Origin of the sequence: Mycolicibacterium xanthum (assembly GCF_019710635.1) — a bacterium.
Lineage (GTDB): Bacteria > Actinomycetota > Actinomycetes > Mycobacteriales > Mycobacteriaceae > Mycobacterium > Mycobacterium xanthum.
Genome location: NZ_JAIFZS010000037.1, coordinates 105,694 through 129,850 on the forward strand (window position 1 = coordinate 105,694; position 24,157 = coordinate 129,850).

General features: G+C 68.5%; 20 protein-coding genes, 1 pseudogene and 2 riboswitches. Of the genes and pseudogenes, 11 read left to right on the plus strand and 10 right to left on the minus strand.

What is annotated here, in order from left to right; translation table 11 throughout:
- Positions 1-49: 49 nt before the first annotated feature.
- The 3 genes from JDV09_RS14830 to glgB all read left to right on the plus strand — a co-directional run bounded on the left by JDV09_RS14830 (position 50) and on the right by glgB (position 6,005).
- Positions 50-1,495 carry a neutral zinc metallopeptidase gene (locus tag JDV09_RS14830; RefSeq protein WP_221369896.1) on the plus strand — a complete coding sequence of 482 codons (1,446 nt, stop codon included), beginning with the start codon at positions 50-52 and terminating at the stop codon, positions 1,493-1,495.
- 198 nt (positions 1,496-1,693) lie between these two features.
- Positions 1,694-3,784, plus strand: coding sequence for an alpha-1,4-glucan--maltose-1-phosphate maltosyltransferase (locus JDV09_RS14835; protein WP_221369897.1), 2,091 nt, complete (start codon positions 1,694-1,696; stop codon positions 3,782-3,784).
- Positions 3,785-3,788: 4 nt separating this feature from the next.
- Positions 3,789-6,005, plus strand: a complete 2,217-nt coding sequence (glgB, locus tag JDV09_RS14840) for a 1,4-alpha-glucan branching protein GlgB (RefSeq protein WP_221369898.1) — start codon at positions 3,789-3,791, stop codon at positions 6,003-6,005.
- A gap of 104 nt (positions 6,006-6,109) precedes the next feature.
- Here glgB and JDV09_RS14845 read toward each other — a convergent pair whose 3' ends face one another.
- From JDV09_RS14845 to JDV09_RS14855, 3 genes are all read right to left on the minus strand, one after another.
- Positions 6,110-7,003 carry a tetratricopeptide repeat protein gene (locus JDV09_RS14845; RefSeq protein WP_221369899.1) on the minus strand — a complete coding sequence of 298 codons (894 nt, stop codon included), beginning with the start codon at positions 7,001-7,003 and terminating at the stop codon, positions 6,110-6,112.
- 13 nt (positions 7,004-7,016) lie between these two features.
- Positions 7,017-7,424, minus strand: a complete 408-nt coding sequence (locus tag JDV09_RS14850) for a DUF3817 domain-containing protein (protein ID WP_221369900.1) — start codon at positions 7,422-7,424, stop codon at positions 7,017-7,019.
- Between the two features lie 63 nt (positions 7,425-7,487).
- Positions 7,488-8,723: an acetyl-CoA C-acetyltransferase gene (locus JDV09_RS14855; RefSeq protein ID WP_221369901.1), complete on the minus strand. Its 1,236-nt coding sequence runs from the start codon at positions 8,721-8,723 to the stop codon at positions 7,488-7,490.
- Between the two features lie 103 nt (positions 8,724-8,826).
- On the opposite strand from JDV09_RS14855, the gene mce reads away from it, so the two are divergent.
- Positions 8,827-9,300 (plus strand): methylmalonyl-CoA epimerase, encoded by a 474-nt coding sequence (gene mce / locus JDV09_RS14860; protein WP_221369902.1) that lies wholly within the window; start codon positions 8,827-8,829, stop codon positions 9,298-9,300.
- Between the two features lie 27 nt (positions 9,301-9,327).
- Here the strand turns inward: mce and JDV09_RS14865 are convergent, their stop codons facing one another.
- Both JDV09_RS14865 and JDV09_RS14870 read right to left on the minus strand, forming a co-directional pair.
- The gene (locus JDV09_RS14865; RefSeq protein ID WP_221369903.1) at positions 9,328-9,627 is read right to left on the minus strand and encodes an Rv1322 family protein; all 300 of its coding nucleotides are present in this window, start codon (positions 9,625-9,627) and stop codon (positions 9,328-9,330) included.
- Entirely contained in the window at positions 9,624-10,265 is a 642-nt protein-coding gene (locus tag JDV09_RS14870) for a TetR/AcrR family transcriptional regulator (protein WP_221369904.1), read from the minus strand. The genes JDV09_RS14865 and JDV09_RS14870 overlap by 4 nt, the downstream gene beginning before the upstream one ends.
- Before the next feature lie 102 nt (positions 10,266-10,367).
- On the opposite strand from JDV09_RS14870, the gene JDV09_RS14875 reads away from it, so the two are divergent.
- A complete protein-coding gene (locus JDV09_RS14875; protein ID WP_221369905.1) occupies positions 10,368-11,735 on the plus strand; it encodes a cytochrome P450 in 1,368 nt (455 codons plus the stop codon).
- The gene (locus tag JDV09_RS14880; protein WP_255605381.1) at positions 11,732-11,929 is read left to right on the plus strand and encodes a ferredoxin; all 198 of its coding nucleotides are present in this window, start codon (positions 11,732-11,734) and stop codon (positions 11,927-11,929) included. The genes JDV09_RS14875 and JDV09_RS14880 overlap by 4 nt, the downstream gene beginning before the upstream one ends.
- 4 nt (positions 11,930-11,933) lie before the next feature.
- Here the strand turns inward: JDV09_RS14880 and nucS are convergent, their stop codons facing one another.
- Positions 11,934-12,605 (minus strand): endonuclease NucS, encoded by a 672-nt coding sequence (gene nucS, locus JDV09_RS14885; protein WP_221369906.1) that lies wholly within the window; start codon positions 12,603-12,605, stop codon positions 11,934-11,936.
- A gap of 45 nt (positions 12,606-12,650) precedes the next feature.
- Here nucS and JDV09_RS14890 point away from each other — a divergent pair, with 45 nt between their 5' ends.
- Positions 12,651-14,261 carry an adenylate/guanylate cyclase domain-containing protein gene (locus JDV09_RS14890; protein ID WP_221369907.1) on the plus strand — a complete coding sequence of 537 codons (1,611 nt, stop codon included), beginning with the start codon at positions 12,651-12,653 and terminating at the stop codon, positions 14,259-14,261.
- Here the strand turns inward: JDV09_RS14890 and JDV09_RS14895 are convergent.
- The 4 genes and pseudogenes from JDV09_RS14895 to JDV09_RS14910 form a co-directional block, all read right to left on the minus strand.
- Positions 14,258-15,231, minus strand: a pseudogene (locus JDV09_RS14895) (glutaminase). The gene JDV09_RS14890 and the pseudogene JDV09_RS14895 overlap by 4 nt on opposite strands.
- A gap of 106 nt (positions 15,232-15,337) precedes the next feature.
- Entirely contained in the window at positions 15,338-16,423 is a 1,086-nt protein-coding gene (locus tag JDV09_RS14900) for an S-(hydroxymethyl)mycothiol dehydrogenase (protein ID WP_221369908.1), read from the minus strand.
- Positions 16,424-16,459: 36 nt separating this feature from the next.
- A complete protein-coding gene (locus JDV09_RS14905) occupies positions 16,460-17,662 on the minus strand; it encodes an NAD(P)/FAD-dependent oxidoreductase (RefSeq protein WP_221369909.1) in 1,203 nt (400 codons plus the stop codon).
- Positions 17,659-17,988, minus strand: a complete 330-nt coding sequence (locus tag JDV09_RS14910; RefSeq protein WP_221369929.1) for a bifunctional 3-phenylpropionate/cinnamic acid dioxygenase ferredoxin subunit — start codon at positions 17,986-17,988, stop codon at positions 17,659-17,661. Before JDV09_RS14910 ends, JDV09_RS14905 begins: the two co-directional genes overlap by 4 nt.
- A 184-nt stretch (positions 17,989-18,172) precedes the next feature.
- Between JDV09_RS14910 and JDV09_RS14915 the strand changes: the two genes are divergently transcribed.
- Genes JDV09_RS14915 through JDV09_RS14930 form a run of 4 tightly spaced genes read left to right on the plus strand, consistent with a single transcriptional unit; the run spans position 18,173 to position 23,812 of the window.
- Positions 18,173-20,611: a GcvT family protein gene (locus tag JDV09_RS14915; RefSeq protein ID WP_221369910.1), complete on the plus strand. Its 2,439-nt coding sequence runs from the start codon at positions 18,173-18,175 to the stop codon at positions 20,609-20,611.
- An 8-nt stretch (positions 20,612-20,619) separates the two neighbouring features.
- Positions 20,620-21,762 carry an N-methyl-L-tryptophan oxidase gene (solA, locus tag JDV09_RS14920; RefSeq protein ID WP_221369911.1) on the plus strand — a complete coding sequence of 381 codons (1,143 nt, stop codon included), beginning with the start codon at positions 20,620-20,622 and terminating at the stop codon, positions 21,760-21,762.
- Positions 21,759-22,958 (plus strand): aromatic ring-hydroxylating oxygenase subunit alpha, encoded by a 1,200-nt coding sequence (locus tag JDV09_RS14925; protein ID WP_221369912.1) that lies wholly within the window; start codon positions 21,759-21,761, stop codon positions 22,956-22,958. Before solA ends, JDV09_RS14925 begins: the two co-directional genes overlap by 4 nt.
- Before the next feature lie 56 nt (positions 22,959-23,014).
- Entirely contained in the window at positions 23,015-23,812 is a 798-nt protein-coding gene (locus JDV09_RS14930) for an IclR family transcriptional regulator (protein ID WP_221369913.1), read from the plus strand.
- A 129-nt stretch (positions 23,813-23,941) separates the two neighbouring features.
- Positions 23,942-24,041, plus strand: a riboswitch (glycine riboswitch).
- Positions 24,042-24,139, plus strand: a riboswitch (glycine riboswitch).
- The last annotated feature ends 18 nt before the right edge of the window (positions 24,140-24,157 follow it).

Here is a 24,157-nt window from a genome sequence, read left to right on the forward strand (position 1 = left end):
TTCGCGAGCGGGCCGCCCGGCCACCGAGGAAGGACCGAAAGGCGGATCCATGAGGCGAGGACACCTGGTCGGCGCCGCGGTCGCGGCCTGCTCGGTGCTGGTGGCCGGCGCGTGTTCGACGACGGTGCAGGGTGACGCCGTCTCGGTATTCGACGACCCGTTCAGCGTGGCCGGCATGCCGGCCACCGACGGCCCGACCGGTTTCCGCCCCAACGCCGCGGCTCCGACCCGCGAGGTCGAGGGCACCGACGGTGGCTCCATCGACGAACTGGCCGCCGGGGCCACCAGCGACATCGAGGAGTACTGGGCGACCACCTTTCCGGAGACCTTCGACGAGGACTTCACCCCGGCGGCAGACCTGTTCTCGTGGGACTCCGACGGCTTCGACGGTGAGTTCTGCGGTGAGGACACCTACGGACTGGTCAACGCCGGGTTCTGCTACGACGACCGCACGATCGGCTGGGACCGCGGGCAGCTGCTTCCCGGCCTCAAACGCGCCCACGGCGAGATGGGCGTGGTGATGGTGCTGGCCCACGAGTACGGCCACGCGGTGGCCCGCCAGGCCGGGCTGTCGGCAGAGGACACGCCGACGCTGCTGTCCGAACAGCAGGCGGACTGCTTCGCCGGGGCCTACATGCGCTGGGTGGCCGAGGACAATTCGCCGCGCTTCACCGTGAGCACCGGCGAGGGCCTCAACAACGTGCTGGCCGGCGTGATCTCCTTCCGCGACCCGTTGTTGACCGAGAACGATCCCGATGCGGGATACGACGAGCACGGCTCGGCGTTCGAACGGCTCTCGGCGTTCCAGTTCGGCTTCACCGACGGCCCGTCGGCGTGCGCGGCGATCGACATGCGCGAGATCGCCCAGCGCCGGGGCGACCTGCCGGTACTGCTGCCGGAGGACCAGACCGGTGAGCTCCCGGTGACCGAGGAGTCCGTGCAGTCGATCGTCGAGGCGATGGAGATCCTGTTCGAACCGGCCGACCCGCCTGCGCTGAGCTTCGACGCCGCCGAGGCGGAATCCTGCGCCGACGCCCGGCCGAGTCCGCCCGCGTCGTTCTGCCCGTCGACCAACACCATCGTCCTGGACATGCCCGGGATGGAGGACATGGGCGCTCGGACCGATCCGGACGAGGGCGGGACGCTGGCCACCGGCGACAACGCCGCGTACTCGGTGCTGGTGTCCCGATACATGGTCGCGATCCAGCACGAACACGGCGGCGTCAGCCTCGACAACGCCGCCGCCGCGCTGCGCACCGCATGCCTGACCGGTGTCGCGACGGTCAAGATGTCGCAGGACGTCACCACCCCCGGCGGAGACACCATCGCACTGACCGCCGGCGATGTCGACGAGGCGGTGTCCGGGATGCTCACCAACGGGCTGGCCGCCAGCGACGTCAACGGCGAGACCGTGCCGTCGGGCTTCTCCCGCATCGACGCTTTCCGGCTCGGCGTGCTCGGCGACGCCGAGCGCTGTTTCAAGCGCTTCCCGTGAGCCCCGACGGCCCGCCGCGGCCGCCTGACACCCGCCCCGAAGAACGTGACGGTCGCCGCGTCGGCCTGTCGGGTGATTGAACGGCGCACTACGGTGGGTATAGGCGCGGCAGGGCTGAATCGAACTGTGAACGAGACCAGACAACGCACGCGCGGCGGACGCCGCGTGGATGTTCGAAAGTGGTAGGGAGTGGGTTAGGTGACCGCCGGTCGGATCGAGATCGATGACGTTCAGCCCGTGGTGTCCGGCGGGCGCTTTCCCGCCAAGGCGGTGGTCGGTGAGGTGGTTCCGGTGACGGCCACCGTGTGGCGCGAGGGCCACGACGTGGTGGCGGCGACGCTGGTGGTCCGCCATCACGGCACGTCCTACCCACCGCTGGCCGACGCACCGCCCGGCCTGGTCTGGCCGGCTCCGGCCGTGCCGATCGAAGAGGTGGTGAGCCCGGCCCCCCGGGTCCGGCCCGCGACACTGCCGATGGCCACCGGCCGCACCCCCGATGTCTTCCACGGCCAGTTCGTCCCCGACGCGGTCGGGCTGTGGACCTTCCGCGTCGACGGGTGGGGCGATCCGCTGGCGACGTGGCGCAGGCACGTCGTCGCCAAGCTGGACGCCGGCCAGAGCGAGGGCGAGCTCTCCAACGATCTGCTCGTCGGCGCCCGGCTGCTGGAACGGGCCGCGAGCGGTGTGCCCCGCCAGGACCGCTACCCGCTGGCCGAGGCCGCGGCCCGGCTGCGCGAACCGGGCGACCCGTTCTACCGGGCCGGTGCCGCGCTGGCTCCCCAGGTGACCGAGCTCGTCGAGCGCTATCCACTGCGTGAACTGATCACCCGCGGCGAGCAGTACGGGGTGTGGGTGGACCGGCCGTTGGCCAGGTTCAGCTCGTGGTACGAGTTCTTCCCCCGTTCCACCGGCGGCTGGGACAGCGCCGGCGAACCGGTGCACGGCACGTTCGCCACCGCGGCCAAGGCGCTGCCCCGGGTCGCCAGGATGGGGTTCGACATCGCCTACCTGCCGCCCATCCACCCGATCGGCAAGGTGCACCGCAAGGGCCGCAACAACAGCGTCACCGCCGCACCCGGCGACGTCGGCTCGCCGTGGGCCATCGGCAGCGACGAAGGCGGCCACGACGCGGTGCATCCGGACCTGGGCACCATCGACGACTTCGACGAGTTCGTCGGCGCCGCACGCAACGAGGGCCTCGAGGTCGCCCTGGACCTGGCCCTGCAGTGCGCTCCGGACCACCCGTGGGCGCGCGATCACCCCGAATGGTTCACGGTGCTGCCGGACGGCACGATCGCCTACGCCGAGAACCCGCCGAAGAAGTACCAGGACATCTATCCGCTGAACTTCGACAACGACCCCGCCGGGCTGTACGAAGAGGTGCTGCGCGTCGTCCGGTTCTGGATCTCCCACGGCGTCAAGGTTTTCCGGGTCGACAATCCGCACACCAAGCCGCCGAACTTCTGGGCGTGGCTGATCGGCGAGGTCAAGAACGTCGATCCCGACGTGCTCTTCCTGTCCGAGGCGTTCACCCGTCCCGCGCGGCTGTTCGGTCTGGCCAAGCTCGGCTTCACGCAGTCCTACACGTATTTCACCTGGCGCACGGCCAAGTGGGAACTCATCGAGTTCGCCGAGCAGATCGCCGAGCACGCCGACTACAGCCGCCAGAGCCTGTGGACCAATACACCCGACATCCTGCACGCGAGCCTGCAGCACGGCGGTCCGGGCATGTTCGCGATCCGCGCGGCGCTGGCGGCGACCATGAGCCCGACGTGGGGCGTGTACTCCGGGTTCGAGCTGTTCGAGCACCGGGCGGCGGGCGAGGGCAGCGAGGAGTACCTGCATTCGGAGAAGTACGAGTTGCGTCCGCGCGATTTCGACGCCGCGCTGAGCGACGGCGAATCGCTGGAGCCGTTCATCACCCGGCTCAACGAGATCCGCCGTGTGCACCCCGCGCTGCAACAGCTGCGCACCATCAAGTTCCACCACATCGACAACGACGCGCTGCTGGCCTACAGCAAGTTCGACCCGGTGTCCGGTGATCAGGTGCTCGTGGTGGTGACGCTCAACGCACTGGGCCCCGAGGAGGGTGTGCTCTGGCTGGACATGGGCGCGCTGGGCATGGACGACCAGGACCGGTTCTGGGTGCGCGACGAGATCACCGGAGAGGAATACCAATGGGGCAAAAGCAATTTCGTTCGCCTCGAGCCGGCCCGCGCGGTGGCACACGTGATCAACCTGCCCCAGATTCCAGCCGACCAACGATACAACCTGCTGCGTAGGGAGTGACGAGATGACCAACGCGCCCAACCTGACGAACCAGATCGACAGCCCGCACCTGCGGCCGCACACCGCCGACCTGAACCGGGTGCTGGCCGGTGAACACCACGACCCGCATTCGGTGCTGGGCGCCCACGAGTACGGCGACCACACGGTGATCCGGGTCTATCGCCCGCACGCCGCGCGGCTCAACGCGGTGATCGGTGACACCCGCTACCCGCTGTCCCACGTCGAGGCGGGATTGTTCGCCGTCGCCGTGCCGTTCACCGATCTCGTCGACTACCGCCTGGAGATCAGCTACTCCACCGACGAGTCGGCGTTCGTCCACCACCTCGCGGATGCCTACCGGTTCCTGCCCACCCTGGGCGAGATCGACCTGCACCTGTTCGCCGAGGGCCGCCACGAGCGGCTCTGGGACGTGTTGGGCGCGCACCGGCGTAGCTTCACCACGGCAGACGGTGTCGTCGAGGGGGTGTCCTTCGCGGTGTGGGCGCCCAACGCCAAGGGCGTCAGTGTGACCGGCGACTTCAACCACTGGGGCGACGAGGCGCAGATGCGCGTGCTCGGTTCGACCGGGGTGTGGGAGCTGTTCTGGCCGGGCTTCCCCGCCGACGGCCTCTACAAGTTCCGGGTGCACGGCGCCGACGGCTCGGTCACCGATCGCGCCGACCCGATGGCGTTCGCCACCGAGGTCCCGCCGCAGACCGCATCGAGGGTGTTCGAGAGCGACTACACCTGGAACGATCAGGACTGGATGACCCGGCGCGCGCTGCGCAACCCGGTGTTCGAGCCGATGAGCACCTACGAGGTCCATCTGGGATCGTGGCGGCGCGGCCTGAGCTACACCGAGATGGCCGACCAGCTCACCGGATACGTCGTCGAGCACGGGTTCACCCACGTGGAGATGCTTCCGGTCGCCGAGCACCCGTTCGGCGGGTCGTGGGGCTACCAGGTCACCTCCTATTACGCACCGTCGTCGCGGTTCGGTTCCCCCGACGAGTTCCGCTATCTCGTCGACCGCCTGCACCAGGCCGGGATCGGGGTGATCGTGGACTGGGTCCCTGCCCACTTCCCGAAGGACTCGTGGGCGCTCGGCCGATTCGACGGAACCGCGCTCTACGAGCATGCCGACCCCCGCCGCGGCGAGCAGCTGGATTGGGGCACCTACGTTTTCGACTTCGGGCGCACCGAGGTGCGCAACTTCCTGGTGGCCAACGCGCTGTACTGGCTGCAGGAGTTCCACATCGACGGGCTGCGCGTCGATGCGGTGGCCTCGATGCTCTACCTGGACTACTCGCGCCCCGAGGGCGGGTGGACACCGAACGCGTACGGCGGCCGGGAGAACCTCGAGGCCGTGCAGTTCCTGCAGGAGATGAACGCCACCGTCCACAAGATCAACCCCGGAATCGTCACCATCGCAGAGGAATCCACGTCCTGGCCCGGGGTCACCCGGCCCACCAACCTCGGCGGTCTCGGGTTCTCGATGAAGTGGAACATGGGCTGGATGAACGACACGCTGGAGTTCGTCAAACGCGACCCGGTGTATCGCACCTACCACCACCACGAGATGACGTTCTCGATGCTCTACGCATTCAGCGAGAACTACGTGCTGCCGATCAGCCACGACGAGGTGGTGCACGGCAAGGGCACCCTGTGGGGACGGATGCCGGGCAACGACCACGTGAAGGCCGCGGGCATCCGTGGGCTGCTGGCCTACCAGTGGGCGCATCCCGGCAAGCAGTTGTTGTTCATGGGCCAGGAGTTCGGCCAGCGCGCCGAATGGTCCGAGGAACGCGGGGTCGACTGGTTCCAGCTCGACGAGAACGGCTATTCCGGCGGCATTCTGCGGATGATGACCGACGCCAACGCGATATACCGCACCCGGCGGGCGCTGTGGTCACGCGACACCCAGCCCGAGGGCTACTCGTGGATCGACGCGAACGACTCGGCCAACAACGTGCTGAGCTTCTTGCGCTTCGGCGACGACGGCTCGACGATGGCGTGCGTGTTCAACTTCTCCGGCTCCGAGCACAGCCGTTACCGGCTCGGCCTGCCGCATGCGGGCACGTGGCGTGAGGTGCTCAACACCGACTCCGACACCTACAACGGCGCGGGCATCGGCAATCTCGGCTCCGTCGAGGCCATCGACGAGCCGTGGCACGGCCGGCCGGCCTCGGCGGTGATGGTGCTGCCGCCGCTGTCGGGGCTGTGGTTCGAGCCGGAGGCCTGACCCCCAATTTCGCCGAAATGGCATTCCAGCCGCGAAAGGTCGAGTAACGGCCTGCCGGAATGCCAGTTCGGCGCTGGGTCGGTCAGCGGTCAGTACAGCGCGGGTCAGTACAGCGCGTTGGCGAGGTTGCGCCGTCCCGCGATGACCGCGGGATCCGCCGGGTCGAACAGCTCGAACAGTTCGATCAGCCGGGTGCGCACCGTGCTGCGGTCGTCGCCGGCGGTGCGCTTGACCAAGTCGGTCAGCCGCTTGAAGGCGGCGTCGATGTCCTGCTGCAGGATCTCGACGTCGGCGGCGGCGAGCGCCGCGGCGATGTCCCCGGGTGCGGCGTCGGCGGTCGCCACCGCGTTGCGCGGATGCGTGGTGGCCCGCTGCAGGAAGGCGATCTGACGTACGGCACCACCCGCCTCGGCGTGGGTCGGGTCCCGCTGCAGGATCGCCTGGTAGGCCTTCAGCGCGGAGTCGAAGTCGCCGTTGTCGAGGAATGTGCGCGCCTGTTCGACCTCGGGGTCGACCGCTTCGGGCTGTTCGGCATCGCCACCGCCGCTGAGCTTCCCGGCGGTGGCGGACAGCAGCGAGTCGATCCAGCGCCGCAACTGCTCGGGCGGTTGCATGCCCTGGAAGCTGGACAGCGGCTGCCCGGCGGCCAACGCGACCACGGTCGGGACGGCCTGGACGCCGAACATCTGGGCCACCCGCGGCATGGTGTCGACGTTGACCGTCGCCAGCGACCAGTTCGGACCGTCGGTTGCGGCCAGGCCGGCCAGCACGTCGCCGAGTTGCACGCTGGACTCACTGCGCGGTGACCACAGCAGCACCACGATCGGCACCTCGTTGGAACGGATCAGCACCTCGGCTTCCAGGTTGGCCTCGGTGATCTCCACACCGCCCGGCGCTCCCTCGGTCGGGGTCTCCGGGGCGGTGGCACGCTGCTTGAGGGCAGACAGGTCGACGGCACCCGCCATGGCGGGCCCGACCGGGGGACGAGAACGAGTCACGTGATCAAGTCTGTCACGTCGTTTCCGGTGCCCGACGCCCCGCCCGCACGGACCCGGCAGGCGCCGATTCCAGGCCCGATTCCGGACCCGTTTGCGGGCCCATCCGCCCCGTCCGATCAGCCCATATGAGGAACATCACACTGCCGAGGGGCACGACGCTGCCCAGCAACGCCAGCAACCATGTGCCGAGTCCCCATCTGACCGCGATACCGGTCAGTAGCGCCGCCACGACGAAGGCGATGAAGATCGCGCCGTGCACCGGACCGAAGACCTTGACACCGATCTCGGTCCGGGGCGAGCCCAGGTACTTGAAATACATGCCCAGCAGCAGGCCGACCCAGGTGGCGGCCTCGGCCAGTGCGATGATCCGGAACCATCCGGTCGCGCTGCGAACGTCGAACGAGCTAGTACGGGTCGTCATGGCCGCCATTGTGCCCGACGCCCCGGCCAGCTACTACGTCGCGTCGTTGACCGATCGCGCAGCTCAGGGGCGACGCAGGATCAATGCATCGCCCTGCCCGCCGGCCCCGCACAACGCGGCCACGGCGTAGCCCGGACCTTCGTTGTTCCCGTCGCTTCGCTCGCCCCGGCGGCGGGCCAGCTCCAGTGCGGCGTGCAGCGTGATCCGGGCGCCGGACATGCCGATCGGATGGCCGATCGCAATGGCACCGCCGTTGGTGTTGACCTTGGCCGCCACCGTAGCCTCGTCGAGGCCCAGCTCCTTGGCCGACGCGAGCGCGACGGCGGCGAACGCCTCGTTGATCTCGATGACGTCCAGCTGATCGACCGAGATGCCCTCTTTGGCGACGGCCTTCTTGATCGCGTTGGCGGGCTGGCTCTGCAGGCTCGAGTCCGGTCCGGCCACCACACCGTGGGCCCCGATCTCGCACAGCCAGCTCAGGCCCAACTCCTGCGCCTTGGCCTTGCTCATCACCACGACCGCGCATGCGCCGTCGGAGATCTGAGAGGCCGAGCCGGCGGTGATGGTGCCGTCCTTGCGGAACGCGGGACGCAGGCCCCCCAGCGACTCGGCGGTGGTGTCGGCACGCACGCCCTCGTCCTCGGTGAACTCGATCGGGTCGCCCTTGCGCTGCGGGATCTTCACCGGCACCACCTCGTCGGCGAACACGCCGTCCTTCCAGGCGGTCGCGGCCTTCTGATGCGACGACGCAGCCAACTCGTCCTGCTCGGCGCGGGTGAACTGGTCGACGTCATTGCGCTGCTCGGTCAGCGCACCCATCGGCTGGTCGGTGAACACGTCGTGCAGGCCGTCGTAGGCCAGGTGATCGAGCACGGTGACATCGCCGTACTTGTAGCCCGAGCGGCTGTTCATCAGCAGGTGCGGGGCCTGGGTCATCGACTCCTGGCCACCGGCGACCACCACCTCGAACTCGCCGGCCCGGATCAGCTGATCGGCCAGCGCGATGGCGTCGATGCCGGACAGGCACATCTTGTTGATGGTCAGCGAAGGCACGTCCCAGCCGATGCCTGCGGCCACCGCCGCCTGCCGGGCCGGCATCTGCCCGGCGCCGGCGGACAGCACCTGGCCCATGATCACGTAGTCCACCAGTTGCGCGGGGTCTTCAACATTGGGGAAGGCCTTCTGCAGCGCTCCGGCGATCGCGATCGCCCCCAGATCGCTGCCTGAGAAGTCCTTCAGCGAACCCATCAACTTGCCCACCGGCGTGCGGGCTCCAGCAACAATCACCGACGTCGTCATAACTACCTCCAAGCTGGTTTCCGGCGGCTCCGAAAGGGCAATTCAACGCTGTAGCGCCATATCGACCTGTTCGAAACCGATCTGATTAGGTTACCTTTACGTTATGACCGCCGAGCAGACAGACGCCCGTCCGGTACTGGCCACCGCGCTGGTCACCGCGATCGATCACGTCGGCATCGCCGTGCCCGATCTCGATGCGGCCATCAAGTGGTATCACGACAAGCTCGGCATGATCGTGCTGCACGAGGAGATCAACGAGGAGCAGGGCGTCCGCGAGGCGATGCTCTCGGTGCGGGGCGCGCCGGTCGGCAGCGCGCAGGTGCAGCTGATGGCACCGATCGACGACGAGTGCACCATCGCCAAGTTCATCGACAAGCGCGGCCCCGGGCTGCAGCAGCTGGCCTACCGGGTCAGCGACATCGACGCGCTCACCGAGCGGCTGCGCGAGCATGGCGTGCGACTGCTCTATGACGCACCGCGCCGTGGCACCGCGAACTCCCGGATCAACTTCGTGCACCCCAAGGACGCCGGTGGCGTTCTCGTCGAGCTGGTCGAGCCGGCCGCCGACGCGCACTGACCGGCGAGCGCTCACGAAACCGGCCCATCAGGACCATCTCCGAGTAGGTCGCCGGTTGGCCCGATGTGTCCAGCACGGCGTGTGCCAGTGCCGCCGATCGTCGATCCCCCGCTCTCCCGCGTCGGCGGGCCATACCAGCAGATGCGTTGTGCCCGGGCTGATCTCGTGGTCACACCCCGGACAGCGGTAGATCTTGACGGCGCGCGCCGCGGCGATCGGCCGGACCTCGTAGTCGTACCCGTCCGGCCCGACTTCGATGCGGCGCGGCGCCGGCAGCGGGTTGCCCCGCACGGGTTTGGCCCGCGCGGGTCTGCGCCGCTTCGTCATCGCAGCATCGCCACCGCAACCATCGTGAGTGCATCTTCCAGGCGCGGCAGCGACGACTCGGCGCCGGCGCGCACCTCGCGGCCGACCAACTCCGTGATGCCACCGACGAGCGCGATGTAGTACTCGATCGGGCGGGCCCGCCCACTGCCGTAGTCACGGTCGATCTCGCTCAACAGCGCGGCGAAGCCGTCCAGATACCGGTCTCGCGCCCGCACCCCCGCCGGCCCGGCCGCGGCGAGTTCGAGCACCCACGCGCGGGTGTGATCCGGTTCTGCCGCACACGTTTCCAGGTAGGCCCGGATGATCGCGCGCAGTACCGTTTCCAGCGAGCCGCCGGACACCTCGTCCATGGCGTGCGAAATGCGTGCCACGACCAACTCCCGACCACCCTCGATCGCAGCCAGGAAGCAGTCCAGCTTCCCGTCGAACTCGCGGTACATCACGGAGCGCGACACCCTGGCCCGCTGCACGATGTCGGCGATGGTGGTGGCCTGATACCCCTTCTCGGCCACCGCGGCCACGACCGCCCGCTGCAGACGCGCGCGCTGGTGGGCCGTCGCGTCGAGCGGATCGAGCCTGGTCCGCCCGCGGGGCAGTCCCGGGGCGGATTTGGGGAAGGAACCCGACAGCGTGCTCACCCACGGGACCCTACGCCGTAGGGCGGTCCCTGGTGTTGTACAAAAGTACGGTTTAGTACTACAGTCGGTGCCATTCGATCCCCCGTCTCCTGGGAGCTGCACATGACCACCCAATCGCCGGCAACGCATTCGGTCGCCACGCTGGACACCCTGCCCCGGCCGAAGATCCCGGCGGCCGCGTGGGCTCGGCTGTTCTTCGCCCCGGAGTCCGCCCGCCGGCACTTCGCCGCACTCGGCGAGCGGTTCGTCATCGACGTTCCACTGATGCCGACGATGTTCTGGACCGCCTCCCCGGAGGACGTCAGGGCGGTCTTCTCGGACAAGACCCGGGCGCTGTCGTTCGGCACGGCGCTGCGCCGGGTGGCACCGCACGAGATTCTGTTCGGCGACCGGATCATGACCTGGTGGGCCAGCGACGATCACACCGTGCTGCGCCGCAAGGTCGCACCGGCCTTCATGGGCAAGGCCCTGAAGGGCTACGAACCGGCGATGGCCGAGGTGGCCGGCAAGATGGTGCGCGAGCTCCCGACCGGCCGGCCGATCAGCTTCCACCCACACATGCTCAAACTGGCCCGCGAGGTGATCATGTCGGTCGTCTTCGGGGTGACCGAGCCGCAGCGGCGGGCCCGGCTTACGGCGCACCTGAGCGAACTCGACCATCTGATCGGATCGCCCGGCTTGGCGCTTCGGTATGCGGCGGCCATGGTTTCACGCGGGCGCTGGCTGCCGTTCCCCGCACTCGACCGGGTACTGGCCGACCTGGACCAGGTCACCTACGACGAGATGTCAGCCCGCCGTTCGGCATCCGGCGACGCCGACCGGCACGACTGTCTGGCCACCTTCCTGCGGCTGCAGCAGGCCGACGAGGACGGCCTGATGGACGACGAGATGGTGGCCGGATTTCAGCGGCTGCTGCTGGTCGCAGGCAACGACACCACCGCTGCGACACTGTCCTGGGTGGTCGAACGGCTGGTCCGCCATCCCGAGGTGCTGCACCGGGTCGAGCAGACGCTGGCCGCCGGTGACGAGAGCTACCTGGACGCGGTCATCACCGAGACCCTGCGGTTGCGTCCGACCATCCCGTTCACCGCGCGCACGGTCAACCGTGATGTGGTCGTCAACGATGTCTTCCTGCCCCGGGGATCGATGATCTTCCTGTACATCAACGGCATTCACCGCCGCGCCGACCTGTACGACGCACCCGACGAGTTCCGCCCCGAACGGTTTCTGGGGACGACGCCGGACCCGGCGCACTGGCTCCCGTTCGGTGGCGGCATCAACCGGTGCCTGGGCGGCAACATGGCGATGTTCGAGGCACGCGTACTGCTGCGCACGATCCTGCAGGAGGTGACCCTCGTCCCCGAGGACACACCCGGCGAAGACCAGCAGGCGCAGACCGTTTTGTTGTTGCCGCGGCAGCGGGCCCGGGTCACCCTGCAGGCGCGCCCCGAACGGGCGGCCACCCGATGACCACGGTGCGGGTACGGGTCGACCGGCAGCTGTGCATGGGTTCGGGTACCTGTCTGGCCACCGCGCCGGCGCTGTTCGACATGGGTGACGACGGCACCGCAGATCCGGTGGCGCCGCTGGTGGCGCCCAGCGCCGTGTTGGACGCGGCGGTGTCGCGCTGCCCGACCGGGGCAATCCAGACGCTACCGGGATGACCGGTCAGAACAGCCGGTACTCGTCGCTGTCCATCCCCCGCATTCCGTCATAATCCAATGTCACGCAGCGTATTCCACGATCAGTGGCGAGCGTGCGAGCTTGCGGTTTGATCTGCTGGGCGGCGAACACCCCGGCGACCGGCGCCAGCACCGAGTCGCGGTTGAGCAGTTCGAGGTAGCGGGTGAGCTGCTCGACGCCGTCGATCTCGCCCCGGCGCTTGATCTCGACGGCCACCGAGCGGCCCTGTTCGTCGCGGCACAGCAGGTCCACCGGCCCGATCGGGGTCATGTACTCGCGGCGCACCAGGGTGTAGCCCTCGCCGAGCAACTCGACGTGCTCGGCCAGCAGCGCCTGCAGGTGGGCCTCCACCCCGTCCTTCACCAGGCCGGGATCGACCCCCAGCTCATGACTGGAGTCGTGTTCGATGTCCTCCACGGTGATGCGCAACTGCTCACCGGCCTTGTTCTCCACCACCCACACCTGGGTCTCGCCGGCGAGGTCCTCGACCAGCCTGCACGGCGGGCTCATCCAGTTCAGTGGTTTGTAGGCCCGGTCGTCGGCATGGACGCTGACCGAGCCGTCGGCCTTGAACAACAGTAGCCGCCGGGCGGAGGGCAGATGTGCGGTGAGCCGGCCGACATAGTCCACGGTGCACTGGGCGATCACGAGACGCACCGGACCACCCTAACCGCCCGAGCCGGTCACTAGGCTGACGCCACGATGGCGAACAGGACGGCGGCGCAGCGACTCGGCCGGGTGTTGGAACGGGTGACCAACCAGAGTGGCAGGGTCGCGGCGACGCCCGAATACGGATCCTGGATTCTCGGCCGCGTCTCGGAGAGCCAGCGACGGCGCCGGGTCCGGATCCAGATCATCCTGACCGTGTTCGTGGTGGCCGCGAATCTGATCGGCATCGGTGTCGCGACGCTGGTGGTCACCGTCGCGTTTCCCACACCCAGCGTGTTCGACCCCGAGGTCGCATGGATCACGTTCATCGCGGTGCCGATCTACCTGGTAGCCGCGCTGGTGGTGGGGGTGTTCTGGGCGACCAGGCGGATCATCACCAACGTGCGCTGGTCGATCGAGGAGCGCACCCCCACCCGCGAGGACCAGCGCAACACGTTTCTTTCGCCGTGGCGGTTGACCCGCGTGCTGCTGGTGTTGTGGGGCCTGGGCACGGTGCTGCTGACCACGCTCTACGGCCTGCACGACCCACAGTTCATCCCGAAGTGGCTACTGGGCGTCAGCTTCCCGGGCATCGTGGTGTCCGCCAGCTGCTACCTGTTCACCGAGTTCGCGCTGCGGCCGATTGCGGCCCAGGCACTGGAGGCCGGCCGGCCGCCGCGCAGCGTCGCCGAGGGCCTGATGGGCCGAACCATGCTGGTGTGGTTGCTGGGCTCCGGCGTGCCGGTGCTCGGCATCTTCCTGGCCGCGGCGATCACGCTGATCCAGCGCAACCTGACCCCGACGCAGTTCACCGTCGCGGTGATGATCCTGGCGTTGTTCGCGCTGGTGTTCGGCGCCATCCTGATGTGGATTCTGGCCTGGCTCACGGTGACCCCGGTGCGCGTCGTCCGGCACGCGATGAACCGGGTGGAGCGCGGTGAGCTGGACACCAACGTGGTGGTCTTCGACGGCACCGAACTCGGCCAGCTGCAGCGTGGCTTCAACGCGATGGCTGCCGGACTGCGGGAACGCGAGCGGGTCCGCGATCTGTTCGGCCGCCACGTCGGCCGCGAGGTGGCGGCGCTGGCCGAACAGCAGCGACCCGAACTGGGCGGCGAGGAACGCCACGCGGCGGTCGTCTTCGTCGACATCATCGGGTCGACCAAGCTGGTCACCAGCGTGCCTGCAACCGAGGTCGTCGAGCTGCTCAACCGCTTCTTCGCTGTCATCGTCGAGGAGGTGGACCGTCACCACGGGCTGGTGAACAAGTTCGAGGGCGACGCGGTGCTGGCGGTGTTCGGCGCCCCGGTGTCGCTGGAACATCCCGAGGACGAGTCGCTGGCGGCGGCGCGGCGGATCAGCCGGCGCCTGCGCGCAGAGGTCCCCGAGTGCGAGGCGGGGATCGGGGTCGCCGCCGGAACCATCGTCGCAGGCAATGTCGGCGCGCGGGAACGGTTCGAGTACACCGTGATCGGCGAACCGGTCAACGAGGCGGCGCGGTTGTGCGAACTGGCCAAGAACGAGCCACAGCGCCTGGTGGCCTCCGCCGGCGCGGTCGCCGGTGCGACCGAAACCGAAAGGGCGAACTGGACTCTGGGCCAGACCGTGACCCTGCGCGGACACGACGGGCCGACCCGGCTCGCCGTCCCCGCCGACGGGGCCTAGTTCCGGGGCGCCGCGCGCAACCAGGCGCGGGCCGCCCCTACCGCATCCTCGACGGTCCGGAATCGCACCGCCTCCAGATCGGGTTCGTTGCGCAGGACGATCCCGTCCGGATCGACCAGGAAACCCGCCTTGCCCTCGGACCGCAGCTCGGCGCTCATGCCCGAGAGCAGCCCGCGTGCGGCGTCGTCGATGTCGTCGACGCGCGACACGTCCAGGATCGCCACCTCGTAGTCGTCGCGCTCGCGGTCGGCGATACGCAGCACCTGCTCGGCGCCGCTGAACAACAGGTCGCCATGGGTCTCGTAGACGCGGATGCCGTCGTCGGGCCGATAGACCGCGCGCAGCGCGGAGCGCGAATCGCGCGCCACGGTCAGAAAGTGCAGGCCCAGTTGCTCGGACAGGCTGCGGCACACCCGCACTCCGCGCAGCTGTTGCCCTTCTCGTCGAGCAATGGGGAGTACACACCGATGCCCAGCTGCCCGGGCAGCACCGCGACGATGCCGCCGCCGACCCCGCTCTTGGCCGGCATGCCGACCGCGCTGACCCAGTCGCCGGCGGCGTCGTACATGCCGCAGGTCACCATCACCGAGAGCGTGCGCTTCACCACCGCGTCATCGGGCCCGCTTGCCGGGATCAGCGAAACGGCCGCGATGGCACCGGCGTTGATCATCGGGTTCTTCGGCGTCTTGGTGGCCCGGTCGACGCTGATCTCGTTGAACGCCTCACCGGAGGGCTCCACACCGATTCTGGCGTCCACCGCCGACGCGCCGATCCGGTCCAGTGCCAGCGCGTAGGTGAACGGCTTGGAGATCGACTGGATGGTGAATTCGACACCCGCGTACCCGGATACATAGATGAACCCGTCGGACGACGACAGCGACAGCGCGAACCCGCCGGGGTCCACCGCGGCGAGCTCGGGGATGTAGCAGGCCAGCGCGCCGTCGGTGACACCGGCGTGCTCGGCGCGGATGCGGTCGAGGTAACGCTGCACCAGTTCGGCCTCGGCACGAAGTCTAGAGTCAACCAACGGTGGGCCGGCTGGACCTCCCCACCACGGCCGGGCCACGCCGCGGCTGTCAGAGAATCACGACGGACCTGAGCACCTCGCCGGCATGCATCCGGTGAAACGCCGCTTCCACGTCGTCGAGACCGATGCGCTCGGAGACGAACTTCTCCAGCGGCAGCCGACCCTGCCGGTACAGGCTGACCAGCGACGGAAAATCACGCTCCGGCAGGCAGTCGCCGTACCACGACGACTTCAGCGATCCGCTCCGGGAGAAGAAGTCGACCAACGGCATCTCGAGGGTCATGTCGGGAGTCGGTACCCCGACCAGCACCACCGTGCCGGCGAGGTCGCGGGCGTAGAAGGCCTGCTTCCACGTTTCCGGACGCCCGACCGCGTCGATGACGACGTCGGCTCCGAACCCGCCGGTGAGGTCCTGAATGGCGGTGACGGCGTCCACCTGGCGGGCGTCGACCGTATGGGTGGCACCGAATTCACGCGCCCAGGCCAGCTTCGTGTCGTCCATGTCGACGGCGATGATCGTCTTGGCGCCCACCAGTGCGGCGCCGGCGACCGCGGCGTCACCGACACCGCCGCAGCCGATGACGGCGACGGTGTCGTCCCGGGTCACGGCCGCGGTGTTGATCGCGGCTCCGATACCGGCCATCACACCGCAGCCCAGCAGGCCTGCGACCGCCGGGTCGGCGGCGGAATCCACCTTGGTGCACTGGCCTTCGTGCACCAGGGTCTGCTCGGCGAAGGCGCCGATGCCCAGCGCCGGGGTCAACTCGGTGCCGTCGGCGAGCGTCATCTTCTGCGTGGCGTTGTGGGTGTCGAAGCACAGCTGCGGGCGCCCCCGCTTACAGGCCCGGCACCGACCGCACACCGCGCGCCAGTTGAGCACCACGAAGTCACCGGCCGCCACCGAGGTGACTCCGTCGCCCACCGAGTTCACCGTCCCGGCGGCCTCATGGCCGAGCAGGAACGGAAACTCGTCGTTGATCCCGCCTTCCCGATATGTCAGGTCGGTGTGGCACACGCCGCAGGCGATGACGTCGACGACGACCTCGCCGGGGCCGGGATCGGGGATGACGACGTCGACCAGCTCGACGGGCGCCTTGGCGGAGCGGGCGATGACGCCACGGACGGTTCTGGGCATGGGGATCTCCTGGATTTCAGTGGGGAATTCGGACACTCAGGCGGGTAGCGACGCCAACTCGAGGCGCGCGCGGTCGATCTGCTTGCGGTAGCGGGTGAACAGCCGGGCGTTGTCGCGGGCGAACACCGCCACCACCTGTTCGTCCCGCTCGTAGACGGCGACGAACGAATCGTCCGAGAGGTCACCGTCGACGACTCGCAGGGTGTCGCTCCCGGTGCGGTGGCCGGCGAACTGCAGCCGGTGCCCGTACTGGTCGGACCACATGTAGGGCGTCGCCGACGGCGGAACGGCAGTGCCGGCGATCGCGGCGGCCACCGCCTTGGCCTGAGTGGTGGCGTTCGTCCAGTGTTCGCTGCGGTGGTGCTCGCCATGGTCGGGGCTGAAGGCTGCCGCACAGTCGCCGAGCGCATACACGCCGCGGACGTCGGTCCGCCCGCATGCATCGGTGCGGATACCACCGGACGGGTGGTGCAGGACGATCTGCGGATGGTTCAGCCACTCGGTGTTGGGCCGTGCACCGATACCGACGACGACGGCGTCGGCGGGCAGCCGGGTGCCGTCGGCCAGGACCACCTCCTCCACCCGGTCGGATCCCGACAGGCCCTGCACGCCGACGCCGGTGCGCAGCCGGACCCCGTGCGCGCCGTGCATCGCGGCGCAGGAAGCTGCGACGGCGTCACCGAACGCGTGCGCCAACGGCAGGGCGGCCGCCTCCACCACGGTGACGTCGGCGCCGCGGGCCGCCGCCGTGGAGGCCACCTCGGCGCCGATGAATCCGGCACCGATCACCACCAGCCGCGCGCAACCGCGCAGCGACCGGCGAAGTGCCTCGGCGTCGTCGAGCGTGCGCAGACTGTGCACACCGGCCAGGGCCCGGTGTCCCGGCAGGGTGCGGGCACGGGCGCCGGTGGCCACGACCACGGCCTCCGCGGTGACCTCGGCGCCACCGTCGACCTCGACGGTGTGGTGGTCGGCGCTCTGACTGGACAGTCCGGTGGCGCGGGTTCCGAGCAGCCAGCTCGCCGACAGCTCGTCGAGTTCGGCGGCGTCGGCCAGCGCCAGGTCGGGTCGCGGTCCGTCGTGCAGGAAAGCCTTGGACAGCGGAGGCCGATCATAGGGGCGGTGGGTCTCCTCGCCGATGACCGTCACCGGGCCGGTGAACCCGGCAGCACGGAGTTCCCGCAGGACCGACAGCCCGGCCAGCGACGCACCGACGATCGCGACGCTGTCCGGTGTCATCGGCTGACCTCGAGCCAGATGTCGTCGCCGTCGACACCGACGCCGTGGACCCGCACCGGGTTCTTGGCCGGAGGTCCCGAGACCGAGCCGGTGCGCAGGTCGAAGCAGGATTCGTGCAGGGGGCATTCGACCGTGCAGCCCTCGACCCACCCGTCGGCCAGCGACGCGTCCTGGTGCGTGCAGGTGTCGTCGATGGCGAACAGGCCCTCCTCGGTGTGAAAGATCGAGATCGCCGGATCGCCCGGGAGTGTCACCGTGACCACCTCACCGACCGGAAGGTCGGTCAGCTTGGCGACGACGACGCGGGTGCCGGTGCGTTCCACCAGAAGCCTCCTGTTGCTTATTACGCAACTTGTGCGGACGGCGCAACAGTCTGCCGACACCGACACACCCTGTCAACCCAAGCGCGGCCGGTGTGCCGATGTGGATTCTGGACTTGCCCACCAGGCGAGATGCGAGTTATTGTTGCGCAGCACGCATTCGTTGCTTCTTCCGCAACAGGAGCAGGTTATGGCCCAGCCCAAGATCGTCATCATCGGCGCAGGAATCGTCGGCACCTCACTGGCCGACGAATTGACCGCGCGGGGATGTTCCGACGTCACGGTTCTCGACCGCGGACCGCTGTTCGCCACCGGCGGTTCGACCTCACACGCACCCGGCCTCGTCTTCCAGACCAACGGATCGAAGACGATGACCGAGTTCGCGCGATACACCGTCGAAAAGTTCTTGAGCCTCAACGCATTCGAGCAGCTCGGCGGTCTCGAGGTCGCGACCACGGAAGCCCGGTGGACGGACCTGCACCGGAAGCTCGGATGGGCCCGCTCGTGGGGCATCCCCGGCCGGCTGCTCGACCCGCAGGAGTGCCGGCAACTCCATCCCCTGCTCGACCAGGACAAGATCCTGGGCGGCTTTCACACCCCCACCGACGGACTGGCCAGGGCGCTGCGCGCCGCCACCGCCCAGGCCGAGCGGGCGTCCGAGCACGGCGCCCGGTTCATCGGCGAGCAGGAAGTCGTCGATGTACTCGACGAGGGCGGCCGGGTCGTGGGTGTTCGCACCGCCGCCGGGGAGGTGTTTCCCGCCGACGTGGTGGTGTCCGCAGCCGGGTTCTGGGGTGCGCAGCTCGGCGCCCGCGTGGGACTGACCGTGCCGCTGGTGCCGATGGCGCACCAGTACGCCAAGTCGGGCCAGGTCAGCTCGCTACGGCGGGAGGGAATCGGCGCAGAGGAGGCGTACCTGCCCATCCTGCGCCACCAGGACCAGGACCTCTACTACCGCGAGCACGGCGACCGGATCGGCATCGGTTACTACGGTCACCGGCCGATGCCCGTGGACATGACGACGCTGCTCACCGACACCGCCGCCGAGGCGATGCCGTCGATGCTGCCGTTCACCGAGGACGACTTCGCCGCCGGTTGGGCCGCAAGCACCGAACTGCTTCCCGCACTGGGTGATTCCAAGGTCGAAGAGGGCTTCAACGGCATCTTCTCGTTCACCCCGGACGGCTTCTCCATCATGGGCGAGCACCGCGACCTGCCCGGCTTCTGGGTGGCCGAAGCGGTCTGGGTGACCCATTCGGCCGGTGTGGCCAAGGCGATGGCCGAGTGGATCCTCGACGGCGCGCCGGAGACCGATGTCCACGAGTGCGATCTGTACCGGTTCGAGGAGCCGGCCAAGAGCCCGGAGTTCATCCTCACGACCAGCTCCCAGGGTTTCGCCGAGGTGTACGACATCATTCACCCGCATCAGTATCGCGCCGAGCCCCGCGATCTTCGCGTGAGTCCATTCCACGCCCGACAGAAGGAACTCGGCGCGTTCTTCTTCGAGGGCGGCTGCTGGGAGCGTCCGGCCTGGTACGAGGCCAACGCCGCCCTGGTCGACGAGTTGGCCGGTGCCGGAGTGGCTTTCCCCGAGCGCGATGCCTGGTCGGGACAGTTCTACTCGGAGATCTCCATCGCCGAGGCCCGATGGACGCGTGAGCACGTCGCGCTCTACGACATGACCCCGCTGACCCGCTACGAGGTCGCCGGGCCGGGTGCCTGCGCCTTCCTGCAGGAGCTGACCACCAACAACGTGGCCAAGCGCCTGGGATCGGTCACCTACACCCTGCTGCTCGACGAAACCGGCGGAATCCGCAGTGATCTCACCGTGGCCCGCCTCGACGAAGACACCTTCCAGGTGGGGGCCAACGGACCGCTGGACATGGACTGGCTGATCCGGCATCTGCCGGACACCGGTGTGACGGTCCGCGACATCACCGGCGCGACCTGCTGCATCGGCGTGTGGGGCCCGCGCGCCCGAGACCTGGTGGCACCGCTGTGCGCCGCCGACATCTCCCACGAGGCGTTCGGCTACTTTCGCGCCATCCGCACCTTCATCGGCTCGGTGCCGGTGACGATGATGCGGGTCTCCTACGTCGGCGAACTCGGCTGGGAGATCTACACTTCCGCAGAGCACGGAGCCAAGCTGTGGGACCTGCTCTACACGGCGGGTCAGCAATACCGCGCCATCGCCGCCGGCCGCATCGCGTTCAACAGTCTGCGGATGGAGAAGGGCTACCGGGCCTGGGGCACCGACATGACCACCGAACACCTCCCCGCCGCCGCCGGTGTCGGATTCGCGGTGTCCGCCAAAAAGGGTGACTTCTTCGGCAAGGCCGCCCTGGACGCGGCACCGGCGCCGGCGTCGGTGTTGCGCAGCATCGTGTTCGACGACCCGTCCGCCGTCGTGCTCGGTAAGGAACCGGTCAGCATCGACGGTGCGGTGGCCGGCTACGTGACCAGCGCCGGATACTCGGCGACCATCGGCCAAAGCATCGCCTACGCGTGGCTGCCCGCAGACGTGGCGGTCGGCCAGCCGCTCAGCGTGGACTACCTGACGAACACCTACACCGCGACCGTGCATGCCGAGCCGGTCGTGGATCCCGACATGGCATTGATCCGGAGGTGACTCCCGCAATGGGTGACAACAGCTTTGACGTGATCGTCGTCGGCCTCGGCGGGATGGGCAGCGCTGCCGCCTACCATCTGGCCCGCCGCGGAGTGCGGGTGCTCGGCCTGGAGAAGTTCACGCCGGCCCACGACCGCGGTTCCAGCCACGGTGGCTCCCGCATCATCCGGCAGTCCTACTTCGAGGATCCCGCCTACGTACCGCTGCTGATTCGCGCCTACGAGCTGTGGGAAGAGCTGGCGCAGAGCACCCAGCTGGAGGTGTACCGGCTGACCGGCGGACTGTTCGTCGGCCCACCGGACTGCCTGACCGTGTCGGGAAGCCTTCGCGCCTCCCAGGAGTGGTCGCTACCCCACGAGCTGCTCGACGCGGCCGAGATCGCCCGGCGTTTCCCGACATTCACCCCGGCCCCCGGTGACGTGGCGCTCTACGAGGCCAAGGCCGGCTTCGCGCGTCCGGAGATGACCGTCCAGGCACACCTCGACCTCGCGGCGCGCGCAGGCGCCACCCTGCGTTTCGGCGAAGAGGTGCTGCAGTGGGCCGACGCCGGTGCCGGTGTGACGGTCCAGACCCGGACCGGTACCTACACCGCGGGTCAGCTGGTGATCTGCCCCGGCGCCTGGGCACCGCAACTGCTCACCGAACTGGGCATTCCGATCAACATCGAGCGGCAGGTGCTGTACTGGCTCGATCCGGCCGGCGGCACCCGGCCGTTCGAGCAGCATCCGATCTTCATCAACGAGAACGCACTCGGCCAACAGATCTACGGTTTCCCGGCGATCGACGGTCCGGCCGGCGGAGTCAAGGTGGCGTTCTTCCGCAAAGGCCAGGTGTGCACACCGGAGAACATCGACCGCACCGTGCACGACCATGAGGTCGAGGAGATGCACCAGCGCGTGACCGAGCTGCTGCCGGCGCTCAGCGGAGCGCCGGTGCACACCGCGACGTGCATGTACTCCAACACACCCGATGAGCACTTCGTCATCGCCCGCCACCCCGGGCACGCCAATGTCACTGTGGCGTGCGGGTTCTCCGGACACGGGTTCAAGTTCGTCCCGGTCGTCGGCGAGATCACCGCCGATCTCGCGATCGACGGCACCACTTCACATCCCATCGGACTCTTCGACCCGCATCGGCTGGTGACCACATGACAACGATCGACGACTCACAGCTTCCCGAAGCCAACCTCCCCGCCGCATTCAGCGCCCCGGCCGCGAACGGCGGGAACCTGCGCCCCACGCTGGGCGGCGGGTACTACTGCGATCAGGCGATCTTCGCGATCGAGCAGGACCGCATCCTGGAGCGCATGTGGTTCTGCGCGGTGCGCAGCGCCGACCTGGCCACCCCGGGCGCGTTCAAGAAGATCCAGGTGGGTCGCGAGAGCGTGCTCGTGGTGCGCGGTCGCGACAACGCGGTCAACGCCTTCCTCAACGTGTGCCGGCACCGCGGTGCAGCGCTGTGCACCGAGGACTCCGGGACGGTGAAACGACACCTGCGCTGTCCCTACCACGCATGGACCTACGGGCTGGACGGAAAGCTCGTCGCCGCACCTAATCTCGGAGCCCTCACCGACGAGACCGGGGCACGGATCGACCGCACCGAGTACGGCTTGATGAGGGTTGCGACACGCGAGTGGCTCGGCTACACCTGGGTGTGCCTTGCTGACGATCCTCCCTCGTTCGAAGACGAGGTGATCGGCGCGGTCACCGCGCGCCTGGGCGACGCGCAGGCGGTCGAGCACTACGACATCGCCGCGCTGACGGTGGGCCGTCGCATCGTCTACGACGTGGCGGCCAACTGGAAGCTCATCGTCGAGAACTTCATGGAGTGCTACCACTGCGCGACCATCCATCCAGAACTGACCGAGGTGCTACCGGAATTCGCCGATGGCCTGGCCGCCCAGTACTTCGTCGGCCACGGCGCCGCGTTCGGCGACGACGTGCAGGGGTTCACCGTCGACGGCAGTGCGGGACTCGGCGCCATCCCCGGGGTGACGCCCGAACAGGACCGCCGGTACTTCGCGATCACGGTGCGCCCCAACGTCTTCATCAACCTGGTGCCCGACCACGTGATCGTGCACCGCATGTTCCCGCTTGCCACCGACCGCACGGTGGTGGAGTGCGACTGGCTCTACCTCCCCGAGGTGGTGGCCGAGGGCCGCGACGTCGACCGGTCCGTCGAGCTGTTCCACCGGGTCAACCAGCAGGACTTCGACGCCTGCGCGAGGACGCAGCCGGCCATGTCGTCGCGGGCGTACCGCGATGGCGGCGTGCTGGTGCCCTCCGAGCACCACATCGTCGAGTTCCACGACTGGGTGGCGGCCCAGGTCGCACCCCCCGTGCCGTGACGCTCCCGGGGTGCGCTAACAGAAGGTAGGCAGCTTGTCCGTACAATGTGTGAACCATGTCCTCTGACACCCCCGGAAGATCCCGGCGAGATACGTCTGGCGCGGCGGTGCAGTCGGTCGATCGAGCGCTGATGGTGCTCGAGATCCTGGCGAACCTGGGATCCGCGGGGGTCACCGAGATCGCCGCGGAGCTCGGGGTGCACAAGTCGACGGTGTCGCGGCTGATCGCGGTGCTGGAGGCGCGTGGTTTCGTCGAGCAACTGTCCGAGCGCGGCAAGTACCGGCTCGGCTTCACGCTCGTGCGGCTGGCCGGTTCGACCAGCGCGCAGATGGACCTCGCCAAGGAGAGCCAGGCGATCTGCGACAGGCTCGCCGAGGACAGCGGTGAGACCACCAACGTCGCGATCCTCGACGGCGACCGCATCATCAACATCGTGGAGTCCTACAGCGACCGGGAGGTCACCCTGCGCACCTGGGTGGGCCAGAACTGTCCCGCCCATGCAACCTCCAGCGGCAAGGCGCTGTTGTCCGGCCTGACCCGGGAAGAGCTGGGCGCGCTGCTCGGCGAACAGGACCTGGAGGTCTTCACCCCGAACACGATTGCGAGCACCGAAGCGCTGGCCGCCGAGCTGGACGAGGTCCGGCACACGGGCTGGGCGAGTGTGCGCGAGGAGCTGGAGGAGGGGCTGCACGCCGTTGCCGCCCCCATCCACAGCAGCAGCGGGAAAATCGTTGCGGCGATCAGCCTTTCAGCTCCCGCCTATCGCCTGAAGACAGAAGACTTCGACGCCGCCGCGAAGCTGACGATGGCCGCCGCCGAACAGATCAGTCGCCGGCTCGGGTATCTCCGCTAGCCGGATTCTCCACCAGAAAAAAACCGGCCTACACGGGTTGACAGGCTCCCCTCGTCGCGCCACTATTAGTTGCGTAATGTGCATCGGTTGCGTATTGCGCAACTCAACAAGCAGCAAACTGAATACGCCATAGTCGTGGTGGGAGATCCCGAGTGCGTGCCGCGCCTCGGGAGCCGAAGGAGCAAGACCCTCCCGAGAATCTCTCAGGCCCCCGTACCGCCGCGATCGGGCAACTCTGGAAAGCAGTGCATCGGAGCACTCGCCGACGAGGCAAACCGCCGACATCCGGTGGTGAATCTTTCAGGCAGTCATGACAGAGCGGGAGACCTCGACACCGTGCGCTAC

Excerpts from the sequence above, each read along its gene's own strand:
- JDV09_RS14890 (WP_221369907.1), top strand. The coding sequence starts at position 12,651 with ATGGCGAACAGGACGGCGGCGCAGCGACTCGGCCGGGTGTTGGAACGG.
- JDV09_RS14905 (WP_221369909.1), bottom strand. The coding sequence starts at position 17,662 with ATGACACCGGACAGCGTCGCGATCGTCGGTGCGTCGCTGGCCGGGCTG.
- JDV09_RS14930 (WP_221369913.1), top strand. The coding sequence starts at position 23,015 with ATGTCCTCTGACACCCCCGGAAGATCCCGGCGAGATACGTCTGGCGCG.
- glgB (WP_221369898.1), top strand. The coding sequence starts at position 3,789 with ATGACCAACGCGCCCAACCTGACGAACCAGATCGACAGCCCGCACCTG.
- JDV09_RS14925 (WP_221369912.1), top strand. The coding sequence starts at position 21,759 with ATGACAACGATCGACGACTCACAGCTTCCCGAAGCCAACCTCCCCGCC.
- JDV09_RS14855 (WP_221369901.1), bottom strand. The coding sequence starts at position 8,723 with ATGACGACGTCGGTGATTGTTGCTGGAGCCCGCACGCCGGTGGGCAAG.
- mce (WP_221369902.1), top strand. The coding sequence starts at position 8,827 with ATGACCGCCGAGCAGACAGACGCCCGTCCGGTACTGGCCACCGCGCTG.
- JDV09_RS14875 (WP_221369905.1), top strand. The coding sequence starts at position 10,368 with ATGACCACCCAATCGCCGGCAACGCATTCGGTCGCCACGCTGGACACC.
- solA (WP_221369911.1), top strand. The coding sequence starts at position 20,620 with ATGGGTGACAACAGCTTTGACGTGATCGTCGTCGGCCTCGGCGGGATG.
- JDV09_RS14880 (WP_255605381.1), top strand. The coding sequence starts at position 11,732 with ATGACCACGGTGCGGGTACGGGTCGACCGGCAGCTGTGCATGGGTTCG.
- JDV09_RS14830 (WP_221369896.1), top strand. The coding sequence starts at position 50 with ATGAGGCGAGGACACCTGGTCGGCGCCGCGGTCGCGGCCTGCTCGGTG.
- JDV09_RS14865 (WP_221369903.1), bottom strand. The coding sequence starts at position 9,627 with ATGACGAAGCGGCGCAGACCCGCGCGGGCCAAACCCGTGCGGGGCAAC.
- JDV09_RS14915 (WP_221369910.1), top strand. The coding sequence starts at position 18,173 with ATGGCCCAGCCCAAGATCGTCATCATCGGCGCAGGAATCGTCGGCACC.
- JDV09_RS14900 (WP_221369908.1), bottom strand. The coding sequence starts at position 16,423 with ATGCCCAGAACCGTCCGTGGCGTCATCGCCCGCTCCGCCAAGGCGCCC.
- JDV09_RS14850 (WP_221369900.1), bottom strand. The coding sequence starts at position 7,424 with ATGACGACCCGTACTAGCTCGTTCGACGTTCGCAGCGCGACCGGATGG.